The 15,392-nt window shown below is 71.4% G+C and carries 12 protein-coding genes; all 12 read left to right on the top strand.

Annotated features, from left to right (window positions below; genetic code table 11):
• The first annotated feature begins 54 nt into the window (after positions 1 to 54).
• The 12 genes from SGFS_RS36625 to SGFS_RS36570 all read left to right on the top strand — a co-directional run bounded on the left by SGFS_RS36625 (position 55) and on the right by SGFS_RS36570 (position 15,276).
• A complete protein-coding gene (locus SGFS_RS36625) occupies positions 55 to 1,047 on the top strand; it encodes a ribokinase (protein ID WP_286256458.1) in 993 nt (330 codons plus the stop codon).
• A complete protein-coding gene (gene rbsD, locus SGFS_RS36620) occupies positions 1,044 to 1,433 on the top strand; it encodes a D-ribose pyranase (protein WP_286256457.1) in 390 nt (129 codons plus the stop codon). The genes SGFS_RS36625 and rbsD overlap by 4 nt, the downstream gene beginning before the upstream one ends.
• A 348-nt stretch (positions 1,434 to 1,781) precedes the next feature.
• A complete protein-coding gene (locus SGFS_RS36615; protein WP_286256456.1) occupies positions 1,782 to 2,114 on the top strand; it encodes a hypothetical protein in 333 nt (110 codons plus the stop codon).
• A 14-nt stretch (positions 2,115 to 2,128) separates the two neighbouring features.
• Positions 2,129 to 2,437 carry a pore-forming ESAT-6 family protein gene (locus SGFS_RS36610; protein WP_286256455.1) on the top strand — a complete coding sequence of 103 codons (309 nt, stop codon included), beginning with the start codon at positions 2,129 to 2,131 and terminating at the stop codon, positions 2,435 to 2,437.
• A gap of 30 nt (positions 2,438 to 2,467) precedes the next feature.
• Positions 2,468 to 2,740, top strand: coding sequence for a hypothetical protein (locus SGFS_RS36605; RefSeq protein ID WP_286256453.1), 273 nt, complete (start codon positions 2,468 to 2,470; stop codon positions 2,738 to 2,740).
• A 16-nt stretch (positions 2,741 to 2,756) separates the two neighbouring features.
• Positions 2,757 to 4,106 carry a type VII secretion integral membrane protein EccD gene (gene eccD, locus SGFS_RS36600; RefSeq protein ID WP_286256452.1) on the top strand — a complete coding sequence of 450 codons (1,350 nt, stop codon included), beginning with the start codon at positions 2,757 to 2,759 and terminating at the stop codon, positions 4,104 to 4,106.
• Positions 4,107 to 4,121: 15 nt separating this feature from the next.
• Positions 4,122 to 5,477: a hypothetical protein gene (locus SGFS_RS36595; RefSeq protein WP_286256451.1), complete on the top strand. Its 1,356-nt coding sequence runs from the start codon at positions 4,122 to 4,124 to the stop codon at positions 5,475 to 5,477.
• Between the two features lie 58 nt (positions 5,478 to 5,535).
• The gene (gene eccCa, locus SGFS_RS36590) at positions 5,536 to 9,534 is read left to right on the top strand and encodes a type VII secretion protein EccCa (protein ID WP_286256450.1); all 3,999 of its coding nucleotides are present in this window, start codon (positions 5,536 to 5,538) and stop codon (positions 9,532 to 9,534) included.
• A gap of 55 nt (positions 9,535 to 9,589) precedes the next feature.
• On the top strand, positions 9,590 to 11,011 hold the full coding sequence (locus SGFS_RS36585) for a DUF6177 family protein (protein ID WP_286256449.1): 1,422 nt from the start codon (positions 9,590 to 9,592) through the stop codon (positions 11,009 to 11,011).
• A 128-nt stretch (positions 11,012 to 11,139) separates the two neighbouring features.
• The gene (locus tag SGFS_RS36580) at positions 11,140 to 12,357 is read left to right on the top strand and encodes an ABC transporter substrate-binding protein (RefSeq protein ID WP_286256448.1); all 1,218 of its coding nucleotides are present in this window, start codon (positions 11,140 to 11,142) and stop codon (positions 12,355 to 12,357) included.
• A gap of 32 nt (positions 12,358 to 12,389) precedes the next feature.
• Complete coding sequence (locus SGFS_RS36575; RefSeq protein WP_286256447.1) at positions 12,390 to 14,162, top strand: ABC transporter permease; 1,773 nt, start codon at positions 12,390 to 12,392, stop codon at positions 14,160 to 14,162.
• Positions 14,155 to 15,276 carry an ABC transporter ATP-binding protein gene (locus tag SGFS_RS36570; RefSeq protein WP_286256446.1) on the top strand — a complete coding sequence of 374 codons (1,122 nt, stop codon included), beginning with the start codon at positions 14,155 to 14,157 and terminating at the stop codon, positions 15,274 to 15,276. Before SGFS_RS36575 ends, SGFS_RS36570 begins: the two co-directional genes overlap by 8 nt.
• Positions 15,277 to 15,392: the final 116 nt, after the last annotated feature.

Below are 15,392 nucleotides of genomic sequence, written 5' to 3'. Positions count from 1 at the left end.
TTGCGCCCGCCGGTGCGACCGGCCGGTGGGCACCTCTGCATAGGGAGAGAGTTCATGTACGACTACGACCTCCTGGTCGTGGGTTCGGCCAACGCCGACCTGGTGATCGGTGTCGAGCGGCGGCCGGGGGCCGGGGAGACGGTGCTCGGCTCGGATCTGGCCGTCCACCCCGGCGGCAAGGGCGCCAACCAGGCCGTGGCCGCCGCCCGGCTCGGGGCCCGTACGGCCCTGCTGGCCCGGGTCGGCGACGACGGGAACGGGCGGCTGCTGCTCGACTCGCAGCGGGACGCGGGGGTCGACACCGTGGGTGTGCTGGTCGGCGGGGCGCCCACCGGGGTCGCGCTGATCACGGTGGACCCGTCGGGGGACAACAGCATCGTGGTGTCGCCCGGCGCGAACGGGAAGCTCACTCCCGAGGACGTGCGGGCGGCGAGCACTCTGCTGCACGCCTCCCGGGTGGTCTCGGCGCAGCTGGAGATCCCGTTGGAGACGGTCGTGGAGGTCGTACGGAATCTGCCGGAGGGCACCCGGTTCGTGCTCAACCCGTCGCCGCCGCGGCCGTTGCCCGAGAAGGTGCTGGCGGCGTGCGACCCGCTGATCGTCAACGAGCACGAGGCGAAGGTCATCGTCGGGGGTGAGCTGGGCGGGTCTCCCGAGGACTGGGCGCGGGCCCTGCTGGCGCTGGGGCCGAGGTCGGTGGTCGTGACGCTGGGCGCGGAGGGGGCGTTGGTCGCCGACGCCGAGGGCAGTGCGCGGGTGGCGGCCGTGAAGGTGGACGCCGTGGACACCACGGGGGCCGGGGACGCGTTCACCGCGGCGCTGGCGTGGAAGCTGGGCGCGGGCTCGGCACCGGCGGAGGCCGCGGCGTACGCGGCCCGGGTCGGGGCCGCCGCCGTGACCAGGGCCGGGGCGCAGGTGTCGTTCCCGACCGCCGAGGAGGTCGCGGCCCTGTGCTGTGCTGTCCCGGGAGACAACCCCCGGACCCCCGGCCGGAAAAACAGGTCGGACGGGCTCGCCGGAGAGCCCTCGCGAGGTGAGGCCCAGTGAAACGGGCCGGGATACTCAACCGTCACCTCTCCGGTGCTCTCGCCGAACTCGGCCATGGGCACGAGGTGCTGATCTGCGACGCGGGCATGCCGATTCCGCAGGGGCCGCGGGTGGTGGACCTCGCGTTCCGGGCCGGGGTGCCGTCCTTCGCGGAGGTGCTGGAGGGGCTGCTGGCGGAACTGGTGGTCGAGGGCGCGACCGCCGCGTACGAGGTCCAGCGGGCCAACCCCGAGGCGCTGGCTCTGCTGGAGGGGCACTTCCCGGAGCTGGAGCTGGTCCCGCACGAGAAGCTGAAGGAGCTGTCGGAGCGGGCGCGGCTGGTCGTACGCACCGGGGAGGCGCGGCCGTACGCGAATGTGCTGTTGCGTTGCGGGGTGTTCTTCTGAGTCCCGGGTGATCCGAGACGAGCTCCGGACGGCCCGAGACGTTTCGAGGGGCCCGGTCGACGACCGGGCCCCTCGGGTTTTCCCCTCCGTGTCGAAACCCCCGCGATCCCCCCAGATCCCCCTCCGAAGGGTTCCGACGCAAGTACGACCCACGGGTGCGCGGAAGGGTTGCACGGCTCCGAGGAGTTTTTTTCGGAGCCGTCGCTGGGCGTCGTGGAGGCGTCCTGGGGGCGTCCTGGTTATGTCCCGATCATGTCACTTCGAGGGCAACTGCGTTGCGGGTGCAACGCGTTGTGCGAGAGCATGTTCGAGACGTAGGTGACCCAGACACACGGGGGTGGACACGACGTGAAGTTCGACATGGGGGCGACGACCCTTGCGGAACTCGGGAAGAGCACGCTGGGGTCGAGTGACGACCTGGGCGGGCTGATCCAGCTGCTGATCGCGGCGGCGGAGCCGCTGGAGGGCAAGTTCAACGGATCCGGCAAGGCCGCGTTCGACTCCTTCAAGAACCGCGCGGACGAGATCACCGGCGATCTGAACAGCTCGCTCGCGGCGATCCTCGGCGGTCAGTCCGGCATGGACAACGCGTTCGGCACCGGTGACGTCGAGACCCAGGACAACGCCCACACGAACATGGGCCAGGCAAACTTCGACGCGGCCCGCTTCGGCGCCCGGTAAGGGGGACTTCGAACATGGCTAACCAGGACCGCCGCTCGTACGACACCGGCGCCTCCGGTGAGGTGCAGACGAGCCTCGGCACCATCGTCGGTCAGCTGGAGCGGGTGCTCGGCGACCGTGACGCCGCGGTGAAGGCCGCGATGACCGAATTCCAGGCCGACGGCGTCTCGGACGACTACCACGGCAAGGAACAGCGCTGGCAGAAGGCGGCGGGCGAGGTCCGCGAGATCATCCGCCTGGTGCGCACCACGCTGGAGCAGAACGACGGCACCGCCCAGTCCACGCTGGCCAAGGCCCGCGCCGCCGTCGACAACATCGGCTGACACGACAGACGTGAGTGGGGTCCCGTAGCCGTGACTGCGCAGGATTACGACAGCCAGTTGCTGGAGTCGGTGTCGGTGCGGCGTCGCAGGCTGCGGGACGCCCTGCTGTTCGGGGCCCAGCGGCAGCGCCGTTCGGTCGACGAGCGGCTCGGGAAGGTCTTCGCCGGCATCGTGATCGCGGCGGTGCTCTGCGCGGGATGTGTGGGGTGGTCGTTCGTGTCGAACAGAATCATCGGCAAGAGCCCGTACGGCACGGTCTCACCCACCCCCACCAGCTCATCTACCAGCACTTCTACCCGGTGATAGGTTCGAACACGTGATGTCTACGGGGGCACTCAGCCGGGTCACGCTGGTCGGTGATCGGCGGCGCGTCGATCTCGTCCTGCCGTCGCGGGAGCCGGTCGGACTGCTGCTGCCGGAGGTCATGCGGCTGCTGGACGACCAGGTCGGTACGCGGCCCGAACTGCGGCATCTGGTCACGGCGGACGGTTCCGCGCTCGCCCACGACAGCACGCTGGAGTCGTCCGGGGTCCCGGACGGCGCCGTGCTGCGGCTGGTGCGGGCCGAGGACGCGCCTTCGGCGCCGGTCGTGCACGACGTCACCGACGAGGCGGCCGAGGACCTCGACTCCCGCGGTTGGCGCTGGCGTCCGGCCGCGCGGCGCGTGACGGCCGGGATCGCCACGGTCGGCTGGGCGTCGGCGGCCGGGGTGTTCGCGCGGATGGCGTACGAGCCCGGGGTCGTCGCGGGCGCCCTGCTGGTCGTGGCCGTGGTGGCCGCGCTCGCGGGCGCGCTGCTGGGGCGGGCCGGGAAGCGTGGCCTCGCCACGACCCTCATCGCCACGGCCGGCGCGCTGAGCGTGCTCGGCGCGGCGACCCTCTCCGACGCGCAAGCCTGGTCCGGTGCACCCCAGGTCGCCGCCATGACGGCCGCCGGGGTCGTCACCCTCGTACTGCTCGGCCTGTTCACCCCGCTCGGGCGGGGCGGGCTGGTCGGCGCCGGGGCGCTGGCCGCCGCCGTGGTGTGCTGGCTGGGCGTCGACGCGCTGGTGGCGGATGTGGCCGAGGCGGTGGCGCGGCCCCGGGTGGGCGCGGTCCTCGCGGTGGTCTCCGTGATCGTGCTCGGGCTGCTGCCGAGGCTGGCGCTGATGGCGTCGGGCCTGTCCGGCCTGGACGACCGGCGCTCCGGCGGTGCCTCGGTGAGCCGCTACCAGGTGGCGGCGGCCCTCACGGCCACGCACCGGGGGCTGGCCCTCGCCACGGTCACGATGGCCGCGTCGGCTGCCGCCGCCGGGTCGTTCGTGCTGCGCACGCCGACGAAGTGGACGGTGCTGCTGGCCGCCGTCACGATGGTCGTCCTCGCGCTGCGCGCCCGGGCGTTCCCGCTGGTCGCCGAGGTCGTGGTGCTGCTGGGCGCGGCGGCCGTGCTCGCCGTGCGGCTGGTCTCGGTGTGGCTGGAGCACTCCGGCGAGGCGGCCGGTCCGCTCGGCGTACTGGTGCTGCTGGCCGTCACACCGCTGCTGGTGCTCGCGGTGCAGCCCGCCGAGCATGTACGCGTACGGCTGCGGCGCGTCGGGGACACGCTGGAGTCCATCGGCGTCATCGCTCTGTTCCCGCTGGTCATCGGCGTGTTCGGCGTGTACGGACGACTGCTCGACACCTTCGCTTAGGAGCTGGGGGCCCATATGGCGCAGGCAGGGGACTGGCAGCGGGATGTGCTCCGCGAGCTGGGTCAGGAGGCGGCCGGTGGCGATTCGGCGCCCGGAGCCACGGCCGGCTCCGGTGGGCCGAGCGAGGTCGAGACCCCGGTTCGACGCGCGGAACCGACGCTGAGGCTGGTGCGGTCGGTGCCGGCTGAGCCTTCGGCCGCTTCGGGCGCGGGTGGGAGTTCGAGCGCGGGTGGGAGCGGCGAGTCGGTGCCGCACATGCCGGTTCCCGTACAGCCCGTACCCGTACAGCCCGTACCCGTGGTGCAGCCACCGGCGCACCCCGCTCCCCCTGTCGTCGACCCCCGTGTGGACTCCCCGCACGCTGCCGCGCAGCCGCCGCCCGGGACTCCCGCGCAGCCCGGTGACCCGCGTCCCGCCCGCCGCGGCTCGCGTGTGCCGCAGTCGCCGATGCCCACCCCCGAGTCCGTCCCGACCATCGACCCGCGCCTCGCGCACGCCCTCGGTCGCCCCCAGCACGGTGACTCGCTCACCCGTCGCACCGGGCGCTCGCTGCGCAAGCTGACCTCGTCCGCCGCGCAGGACGTGGCCGAGGAGACGCGGATCGCGCGGGAGTTGCAGCAGCCGGTGACGACGGGGCGGGTCATCGCCGTGACGTCGATCCGGGGCGGGGTGGGCAAGTCGACGGTGTCGGCGCTGCTGGGGCGGACCTTCAACCACTACCGGCACGACCCGGTGCTCACCCTGGAGGCGGACGCCGCGCTCGGCACGCTGCCGGTGCGCATGGGCGCCGACTCGGTGCGCTGGGCGGCGGCCGACCTCGCACGGATCCTCAACCCCGCGATGCAGCTAACCGATATAACCGGTTACCTCGTGCCGGTATCCGATGGCGGGTGGCTGCTGCCCGCCAGCCAGGGACGCGTCGGCGCTCCCCTGGACGTACGGACGTACCGGACCGTGACCCTCGCCCTGCGCCGCTACTTCGCGGTGACCGTCGTGGACTGCGAGACCCTGCCCGGCGAGGTGGCCCGTACGGCCATGGACACCGCGCATGCCCGGGTGGTCGTCGCGCCGATGACCGCCGAGGGTGTCAACGGAACCCGCCAAGTGCTCGACTGGCTGGGTCAGTTGCCGCACTCCGCGCTCGCCTCGACCGTCGTCGCGCTGACCGCGGGCTCCCCCGACGTGACGCTGGACCGCAAGACGGCCGTCGCGCATCTGAAGGAGTCCGGTGTCCATGTCGTCGCCGTCCCCTACGACCGTCATCTCGCCCAGGGCGGCCCCATCCGTACGGCCCTGCTGGGGCAGGAGACCCGGGACGCGGCCGTCACGCTGGCGGCGGAGGCGTTGAGCCGGGCGGTGAGGATGCGATGAGTACGCCCTCCATGGCCATGAGCGCGCGAGCGACACCCGTGGCAGAAGGGGTCCGTCCGTGACCCAGCAGTTGATCCACCGTCCCGCGCGCAGCACCCGTCCGCTCGCACCCGCGCGGGCCCGGACGATCGAGCCGCCGCCGAACCTCCCGGAGGGCAAGGCGGGCACGGCGGCCACGGCGCTGCTGCCGATGGCCGGTGTCATGGGCTCGGTCGTGATGATGACCGTGATCCGCAACAGCCAGTTCGCGGCCCTCGGCGCGATCGTGCTGGTCTTCGCGCTGCTCGGCGCGGTCGCCCTCTTCCTGTCGCAGCGCGGCAAGGCCCAGCGCACCCGCCGCACCCAGCGCGAGCGCTACCTGGAGTATCTGGAGGAGCTGAGGGAGGAGTTCGGCACCGAGGAGCGTGAGCGGCGGCAGCTCGCCCGGGTGCTGAACCCGCCGCCGGAGGCCCTCTACGACCTCGTGCGCGACCCCGCCCGGCTCTGGGAGCGGCGGCGGCAGGACCCGGACTTCCTGCGGGTGCGGGTCGGCACCGGTGACGTACCGGTCGCCGAACTGGCCATCGGGCAGAACCAGGGCGGTGTGCTGACCCCGCCGGACCCGTTCATGCTCAACGAGGCCCGCGCGCTGCTGGCCCGCTACTCCGTGGCGAACGACTGCCCGCTGACCGTGCCGCTGGACCGCGCGGGCGACGTCAGCGTCGTCGGTGACCGCGAGGGTGTGCTGCGGGTCGCCCGCGCGCTGCTCGTGCAGGTGGCCGTCACACACGCCCCGGACGACGTGGCCGTCGCGCTCGGTGTGCCCGGCGACCGGCTGGCCGACTGGGAGTGGGCCAAGTGGCTGCCGCATGTGCTGGACGGCCAGGAGCACGACGGACCGGTGGCCGCCCGCCGGATCGCGCCGGGTCTGGCGCAGCTGGCCCGGCACTTCCGCCATGAGCTGGGCCGCCGTGCCTCGTACGCGGCGGAGGTCCGCCGGGGTCTCGCCGACCGGGGCGCGCTGCGTATGACCTCGCGGATGCTGGTCGTGAGCGACGAGTACGGGGAGACGGCCGACGAACTTCCCCTGCCGGACTCGGCGGTCGGTCTCGCCGACATGGGCGTCACCGTGCTGCATCTGCTGGAGGAACAGGTGCACGAGCCCGACCAGGTGTCGGTGCGGATCACCGTCCGGGGCGATCAGATCCTCGTGGAGGACCTGCGCGCCGACCAGCACATGACCGCTGGCGGCACCTCCGACGACGTGACCCCCGCCGGCGCCGAAGGGCTCGCCCGGCTGCTCGCTCCCCTCCGCCTCTCCGCGGAGTCCGCCGCCGAGGGCACCCCGGTCACCGGACCCGTCGACTTCCCGGGCCTCCTCGGCATCGACGACCCGGCCGTCCTCGACCTCGCCCGGCTCTGGGCGCCGCGCGGCGAGCGTGAATTCCTGCGCGTACCGATCGGCTTGACGGATCGTCACGAGCCGGTACTCCTCGACCTGAAGGAGTCCTCCGAGCTTGGCATGGGCCCGCACGGGCTGTGCGTGGGCGCGACCGGGTCCGGCAAGAGCGAGCTGCTGCGCACGCTCGTGCTGGCCCTCGTCGCCACCCACTCCCCCGAGGACCTGGCCCTCGTCCTCGTCGACTACAAGGGCGGCGCGACCTTCGCCCCCTTCACCGAGCTCCCGCACGTGGCCGGTGTGATCACCAACCTGGAGAACCAGGCCGGACTCGTCGAGCGCGTGCACTCCAGCCTCGCCGGTGAGGTCAAGCGGCGGCAGCAGGTGCTGAAGGACGCGGGGAACGTGGCCGACATCGGGCACTACGCGGCCCTGCGCGCCACCGAGCGGCCCGACCTCGCCCCGCTCCCCCACCTCTTCGTCGTGATCGACGAGTTCGGTGAACTCCTCACCGCCAAGCCGGACTTCATCGACCTGTTCCTGTCCATCGGGCGCATCGGCCGCTCGATCGGCGTCCATCTGCTGCTGTCCAGCCAGCGGATCGAGGGCGGCAAGCTCAAGGGCCTGGACACCTATCTGTCGTACCGGCTGGGGCTGCGCACCTTCTCCGCCGACGAGTCGCGGACCGTCCTCGACACCACCGACGCCTTCCATCTGCCGCCGCTGCCGGGCTTCGGCTATCTGAAGGTGGACACGTCGACGTACGAGCGGTTCAAGGCGGGGTACGTCTCCGGGGCCTATCGGGGGCCCGCGCTCGCCCTGGAGGCGGACGACACTCCGCTGGCCTGGCCGTATCCGACGTACAACACGCTCGGCGGCGCGCCTGTCGACAACGCCGGGGCCGAGCCCAGGGCGACGAAGCGGGAGACCGGGCCGACCGTGATGTCGGTGATGGTCGACCAGCTCGCCTCCGCCGCGCGGCCGGTGCGCCGGATCTGGCTGGCGCCGCTGCCGGACGCGATCGCGCTGGACACGGCCGCCGGGCCGGTCCAGGTGGACGAGCGGGGGCTGCGCCTGGCCCGTACGCCGGGCCCGATGCGGGTGCCGCTGGGCGTGCTGGACGACCCGGCGAGGCAGTGGCAGGGCGACTGGGTGCTCGATCTGACCGTGGCCGGCGGTCATGCGGCGGTGATCGGCGGCCCGCAGTCCGGCAAGACGACCCTCCTGCGCACGCTCGCCCTCTCCCTCGCGACCACCCACACCCCCGCCGAAGTCGCCATATACGGACTTGACCTGGTCGGCGGCGGCCTCTCCGCGCTCTCCGGGCTGCCGCACGTCGGCGGGATCGCCGGGCGGGCCGACCGGGAGCGGGCCGCGCGGACGATCGCCGAGGTGCGCACGATGCTCGTCGAGCGCGAGGAACTGTTCCGGGAGCACGGCATCGACTCCGTCGACCAGCTCCGCCGGCTGCGCGGGCAGGGCGAGCTGCGTGAGCTGGGCTCCACCGACATCGTGCTGATCGTCGACGGGTTCGGCGCGCTGCGCGACGAGTTCGCCGAGCTGGACGACGCGGTCGTGGACCTGCTCAAGCGCGGCGGCGGCTACGGCATCCATGTCGTCGGCGGCATGCTCCGCTGGAACGACGTACGGATCGCCACGCAGTCGATGTTCGGGACGCGGGTCGAGCTGCGGCTCAACGACCCGAGCGATTCGAGTGTGGAGCGCAAGCTCTCCGAGACCCTGTCCGCCGACACACCGGGGCGTGTGCTCACCGACGGCAAGCTGTTCGCGCAGACCGCGCTCCCCCGGCTCGACGGACGTCCGTCGACGGGCGACCTCGGTCCGGCCCTGGAGAACGCGGCCCGTACGATCCGCTCGACCTGGCACGGTGAACTGGCCGCGCCGGTACGGGTGTTGCCGACCAGGATGCCGGCCGACCGGCTGCCGTCCGTCGTGAGCGAGCCGCGCCGGATCCCCCTCGGTGTGGACCAGGACGCCCTCGCGCCCGTCCTGCTCGACCTGTTCGGCTCGGACCAGCATCTGCTGATCCTCGGCGACAACGAGTGCGGCAAGACGAACCTGCTGAAGCTGGTCGTCGGACAGCTCGTCGAGCGGTACTCGGACGAGGAGCTGGTCTTCGGCGTGTTCGACCCCCGGCGCGGGCTGCGGGGCGTGGTCCCGGAGCCGTACCGGGGCGGCTACGCGCACAACGCCAAGCTCGCGGCCGGGCTGGCCTCGGGCATCGCGACCGAGCTGGAGAAGCGGCTGCCGGAGACCGCCGACCCGGACGCGATCACCGACGAGCCCGCCTTCGAGGGCCCCCGGATCGTGATCCTCGTCGACGACTACGACATCCTCACCACCGCCGGTCAGCAGCCGCTCGCCCCCTTCCTGCCGTATGTGTCGTCGGCGCAGGACATCGGGCTGCACTTCGTGATCACGCGCCGGGTCGCGGGCGCCTCCCGGGCGATGTACGAGCCGCTGCTCCAGACGCTGCGCGAGACCGGTACGGCCGCGCTGCTGATGACCGGTGAGCGCGGCGAGGGCCAGCTCTTCCCGGGCCTGTACGCCTCCGCGCAGCCGCCGGGGCGGGGCACGCTGGTGCGCCGGGGCAGGGCCCACCAGCTCATCCAGACCGCGATCGACAGCCAGGAATCCCAGGAAGCCGAGCGACCGTGACTTCGACCACGCCCTCGACCATGACCTCGCAGACCTCCCAGGAAGCCGAGCGACCGTGACCAAGGACGTCATCGCCCTCACCCCGACCATGCCCGATGTGTGGGCGCTGCTGACGAGTCTGTACGCCGGCGGCTCCGACCTGGACGTTTCGGCGGCGGCCGACGGGGCGGTCGTCCAGTTGCACGGCCCCGGCGGACGCCCCCTCGTGTCCGTGGAGTCGCCGCTGCTCGTACAGGTGCCGGGCGAGGCGGAGCGGCTGCTCGGGCTGACCGCCCGGACGCCGTACTGGTGGACCGAGGCCCGCGCCTCCACGGCCGTACCCGAGGCGGAGAAGCTCGCGGGAGTGGTGTGCGGCCGCCTCAACGCCCTGCTGGGCGGGACCACCTGGCCGGAAGGGGCGGCGAGCACGAAGGCCGTCGACATCACCGCCGTACCGTCGGCGGGGGCGGGACAACCCGCCGTGGACGTCGTCACCGACAAGGCCGCCGTGGTGCTGATCGACCGCCCGGTGATCGCCCTCACCAGCTGGCTCGCCGAGATCATGCGCACGGCGGTTGCCTCCCGGCACGCCCTCCAGATCGTCACACCACCCCATGTGCGCCTGAGCGCCCCCGCCCGTACGACCCTGGCCCGCGTCCCCAACCGCTGGGTCGTGCAGGACCCCGACTGCGGCTACTACGACGGCCTGTCGGGGGCGGTGCTGCGCTGGCAGGACGGGGCGTTCTCGCCCGCGCTCTCCACAGAGGGCAGGGCCACGGTGGCGGAGGCCTTCACACGCACCCCCGATTCGGCTGTGGGCCGTCAACTGGTCGTCGCGTTCCGCACGGTCCACAAGGCGGACGATGGGCTGTTGCTGGGCGGGGCGCTGGAGAGCGTCTGGGAGGCCCTGACCGGGTCGGCGCCCGGCGGCTGGGGGACGGCCGAGCCCGTCAACCTCCCCTGGTCGCCACGCCAGTTGACCGACCTCGCCCGTGCGCGCGTGCCCGAGCCCTCGCAGCTGATCGTGGTCGGCAGGCCCGAGCGCCCGGCCCTCGCGACGGTCCGCATCACGCGTACGACGGCGGGCGTCGAGGAGGACGTGGTCCTGACGGTCGGGTACGGCCCCGACGAGGAACTGCCCCTGGACCTCGTCCGGCCGCTGGCCGAGGCCCTGGTCACGGGCCACTCGCTGAAGACCATGCTCGTCTCCGTCCGCCGGGCCCGCCAGGACCTGACGGCCGCGCCCCGGCTGGAGGGCCCGCCGATCCCGTACGCCTTCACGCTCGGCCCGGAGGACGTGCACGCCATCGGCGTCGACCACGCGCGCCGGCCACCGGTCGAGGTGCGTCCCGTGTCACTGGGGGCGGCGGCCCGCCCGGCACTGCACTTCCCGCTCGGGGAGGCGGAGGACGTGGCGGCGTGGGGGCGGTTGCAGCAGCTCACGGCACATCTCAAGGGCGATCGATCTCAGCCATCCACCGGCGTTCGGAGAGGGTGACTCGCGTCACTAACACAACGACCAATACGAGCAGTACGAGCTCTGGCCGTTGAAGGATTTACCGCTCCGACCTGGGTCCATAACCTCCCGGCAACAGCTGCCAGCAGGCACGCGCCAGGAGGAGAACCATGGCAAGATCCAGCCACTTCGGCACCGGAGACCACGCCGGGCACATCGCCGTCGCCGGCACGGCACCCGCGTACAGGCGTCCCTTCCGGCGTCCCCTCGCGGCCGCCGCCGTCGCGACCCTCGCGCTCGGCACCCTGGGCGCCTGCGGCGGTGGCGGTGGCGACGACAAGCCCAAGGTGGCGGAGAACAAGATCTCCGCGGGCGAGGTGCCGGACTACTACCCGGCGGACTACTCCGACCTGATCGCGGCGGCGAAGAAGGAGGGCGGCAAGCTCACCGTCTACTCCAACCTCGGCGACGAGAACATGGCCCCGATCGTCCGTGACTTCAAGAAGAAGTACGACTTCATCAAGACCGTCTCGGTCAACGAGCTGGACAGCGACGAGCTGTTCCAGAAGACCCTCTCCGAGAACGCGGCCGGGTCCTCCCCGGCGGACGTCCTGATCTCCAGCGCGGCCACCGCGTGGGCGGACTTCTCGGCCCGCAAGGACACGGTCCTCACGTACAAGTCCCCGGAGCTGGAGGAGCTGGGCGAGAGCGCGGAGCTGCTGCCGAGCGTGTACTCGATGTCGCAGGACCCGATGACGATCGCGTACAACACGTCGCTGCTGGAGACCCCGCCGACCACGCTGACGGACTTCGCGAAGATCGTGACGTCGGACGAGGACAAGTTCAAGAACAAGGTGACGGTCCGCGACCCGGAGGGCTCGTTCGGCTTCACGGTCACGCGTGCGCTCACCGAGGGCAACCCGGAGTCGTGGAACGACCTGAAGAAGATCCTTCCGCTGACCCGCCCGGAGACCTCCTCCGGCACCCAGCTGGAGAAGATCGTCTCCGGTGAGTACACGGCGGGCTTCCTGATCAGCGCCTCCCCCGCGTACCCGGTGGTCGAGGACAGCGCCGGCCTGGTGAAGATCGTCTTCCCGAAGGACGGCACGGTCGTCCTGCCGCGCGGTCTCGGTATCGCCGCCGAGGCGCCGCACCCGGCGACCTCGAAGCTCTTCCTGGACTTCGCCCTGTCGGACGAGGGCCAGCGCGCGGTCGCCGAGGGCGGTCTGGCCTCGTACCGCGAGGGCGTGAAGGGCGAGGGCCTGCACACCTACCAGGAGGTCGTCGACGCGGTCGGCGAGGAGAACATCATCCACGTCAAGTACGAGCAGGTCACGAAGGACGACGCCGCCGCCTGGCTGGAGCGCTTCGACGGAATGCGCAAGTAGGCAGCCTCCAGGGACGATCGGAGTCAGAGCAGATGTCAACCCTCACCCAGCCGCCCCGCACACCGGCCGGCGAGTCACCCACGGAAACGTTCAGGCCGCCGCGCTACCGCCGCCCCCTGGGCATCGGACGGGACACGGTCGTCCAGTACGCGGTCCTGGCGTTCCTCGCCGTCCTGGTGCTGGCCCCGATCGTCCCGACCCTCTACCAGAGCATCCGCAACCGCCCGCTGTACGAGGCGGGCGGCGCCTTCACCCTCAGCGGCTACACCGAGCTGTTCACCGACGCGGGCTTCGGTGAAGTCGCCCTGAACACGCTGCTGTTCGCCTCGCTGACGACGCTTCTGAGCCTGGCCATCGCGATCCCGATGGCGATCGTGGTGGTGCGCACGAAGCTGCCCGGCGGCCGGCTGATCGCGCTGGCGATGCAGTGGCCGTTCTTCATCTCGTCGCTGATCCTGGGCTTCGGCTGGATCATCATGTACGGCCCGGCCGGGTTCGTCAGCGTCAAGGTGCAGCAGGTCTTCGGCGGGGTGCCGTGGAACCTGTACTCGATCCCCGGCATGGCGCTCACGGAGGCCGTGGCGCTCGCCCCGATCGCGTACGTCTTCTGCGCGGGCGCGCTCCGCCAGTCGGACGCGTCGCTCGAATCGGCGGCCCAGGTCTGCGGCGCCGGACCGCTGCGCATCCTCGGCCAGGTGGTCGTACCGCTGCTGCGCCCGCCCATGGTCTACAGCGCGATCCTGGTCTTCTCCGTCTCGATCGAGACACTGAGCGTGCCGCTGCTGTACGGCCAGCCGGTCGACATCGACGTCTTCTCAACCTTCCTCTACCACAACGGACTTCAGTCGGTGGACCCCGACTACACGATGCTCGGCGCGGCCTCGACCATCATCCTGCTGGTCACGCTGAGCCTGGTGGCCGTGCAGGCGAAGCTGCTGAAGGACGCGGCCCGGTTCGTGTCCGTGCGCGGCAAGGTGACCCGCCCGCGCAAGCTCGACCTGGGCTGGCTGAAGTGGGTGAGCATCGCCTGCATCTGGTTCTACGTGATCGCCGGCGCGCTGATCCCGATCGCGGGCCTGGTGATGCGCTCGTTCACCCTCGTCTTCACCCCGCTGCAGTCGCCGTTCAGGACGGTGACGACGAAGAACTACGAGCTCGTCTTCGACTCCGACAACTACGTGCAGTCGATGTGGAACAGCCTGATCGTGGCCGGTGTCGGCTCGGTGGTCGTCAGCGTCCTCGCCGTGTTCGCGGTGATGGTGTCCCGCCGCTCCACCTTCCGCTGGGGCCGGGCGGTGGAGTACCTGGCCCTCATCCCGCAGTCCCTGCCCGGCATCATCATCGGTATCGGCTTCTTCTGGGCCTTCGCGCTCGCCCCGTTCGGGATGGGGTCCGTCCTCCAGGGCACGATCTACGCCGTCATCATCGCCTTCGGCATGCGGGCCCTGCCCAGCGCGTTCGGCTCGGTCGCCCCGGCGATCATGCAGATCGGCGGTGAGCTGGACAACGCGGCCCGGGTCTCCGGCGCCGACTGGCTCATGACCTTCTTCCGTGTCCTGCGGGCCCTGATCACGCCGGCGTTCGCCGGAGCCCTGGTCCTCACCTTCGTGATCATGCTCAAGGAGTACTCCCCGGCCGTCTTCCTCAGCTCGGCCGACAACAACATCCTCGGCACCACCATGCTCAGTCTCTGGACGCAGGGCAGGGCCGGATCCGTCGCCGCGCTGGCCACCCTCCAGATCGGCATCACCGCGGTCTTCGTCGCACTCGCAGGACTGCTCATGAAGGGAAAGCATCATGCCTGAGGTGACCGTTAGGAACCTGGCCAAGACGTTCGGCGACAACTCCGTTCTGCGCGATGTCACCTTCACCATCCAGGACGGCGAGTTCTTCACACTGCTCGGCGCGAGCGGCTGCGGCAAGTCGACGACGCTCAACTGCATAGCGGGCCTGGAGCAGCCGACGGAGGGCTCGATCTCGGTGGGCGGCAGGCCGTTCGTGGACGCCGGGGCGGGCGTGTTCCTCCCGCCCGAGGAACGCAACCTCGGCATGGTCTTCCAGTCGTACGCGCTGTGGCCGCACATGACGATCGCGAAGAACCTCGCGCTGCCGCTGAACATCCGCAAGGTCCCCAAGGACAAGCAGAAGACGCTGATCCACGAGGCGCTCGACAAGGTGGGCCTCGCGGAGCTGAGCGGCCGTTACCCGCACCAGCTCTCGGGCGGCCAGCAGCAACGGGTCGCGCTGGCCCGCGCGTTGGTCTACTCCCCCACGGTTCTGCTCCTGGACGAGCCCCTCTCCAACCTGGACGCGAAACTCCGCGAGCAGGCCCGCGCCTGGCTGAAGCGCCTTCAGGAGGACCTGGGCATCACGACGGTCTACGTCACCCACGACCAGGAGGAGGCGCTGGCGTTGAGCGACCGGATCGCCGTGATGGAAGGCGGCAACATGATCCAGATCGGCACCCCGCACGAGATCTACGAGCGCCCCGCGGCCCCGGCCGTGGCCGCGTTCGTCGGCCGCTGCAACTTCCTCACCGGCAAGGTCGTCGGCCAGGACGGCACCCGGCACAGCATCCGTCTCGACGCCAGCGGGGACGTGGTGCGGGTCGACAGCGAACGGCCCGTCGTGGTCGACGACTCCGTGACCGTGGCGATCCGCCCCGAGCGCCTGGAGATCACCACCACGGGCCGGGCCCCCGGCGTCAACAAGCTCACCGCCGAGGTCATCACCAGCTCCTACGTCGGCTCCCGCTACGAGTACGACGTCCGCCTCGGCGACCAGATCGTCCAGGTCCTCGGCACCCACGGCGGCCTGACCGGCGAGGTGGTACTGGTCTTCGACCCGGCCCAGGCACTGCTCTACGCGGACAGGGTGGAACTCCCGGCGGACCAGCGGGACCTGCTGACGGTGACGTAGTTGAATTTCGCCCGTCTTCACCGGAGTCGCGCGGAGGCTGACGATGAGCGAAGAGTGACAGAACGGAGGAGAATGGAACAGGCGATACCGCGATACCCGAGCGCCGGGTGTCCAAG

The sequence above is a fragment of the Streptomyces graminofaciens genome, from assembly GCF_030294945.1.
GTDB lineage: Bacteria > Actinomycetota > Actinomycetes > Streptomycetales > Streptomycetaceae > Streptomyces > Streptomyces graminofaciens.
Note: the sequence above shows the minus strand (reverse complement) of the source record. Positions and strands in the feature narration are given on the sequence as shown.

Bases quoted from the DNA above. Each gene is read 5' to 3' on its own strand.
- SGFS_RS36610 (WP_286256455.1), top strand. From the start codon at position 2,129: ATGGCTAACCAGGACCGCCGCTCGTACGACACCGGCGCCTCCGGTGAG.
- SGFS_RS36570 (WP_286256446.1), top strand. From the start codon at position 14,155: ATGCCTGAGGTGACCGTTAGGAACCTGGCCAAGACGTTCGGCGACAAC.
- SGFS_RS36580 (WP_286256448.1), top strand. From the start codon at position 11,140: ATGGCAAGATCCAGCCACTTCGGCACCGGAGACCACGCCGGGCACATC.
- eccD (WP_286256452.1), top strand. From the start codon at position 2,757: ATGTCTACGGGGGCACTCAGCCGGGTCACGCTGGTCGGTGATCGGCGG.
- SGFS_RS36595 (WP_286256451.1), top strand. From the start codon at position 4,122: ATGGCGCAGGCAGGGGACTGGCAGCGGGATGTGCTCCGCGAGCTGGGT.
- SGFS_RS36575 (WP_286256447.1), top strand. From the start codon at position 12,390: ATGTCAACCCTCACCCAGCCGCCCCGCACACCGGCCGGCGAGTCACCC.
- SGFS_RS36625 (WP_286256458.1), top strand. From the start codon at position 55: ATGTACGACTACGACCTCCTGGTCGTGGGTTCGGCCAACGCCGACCTG.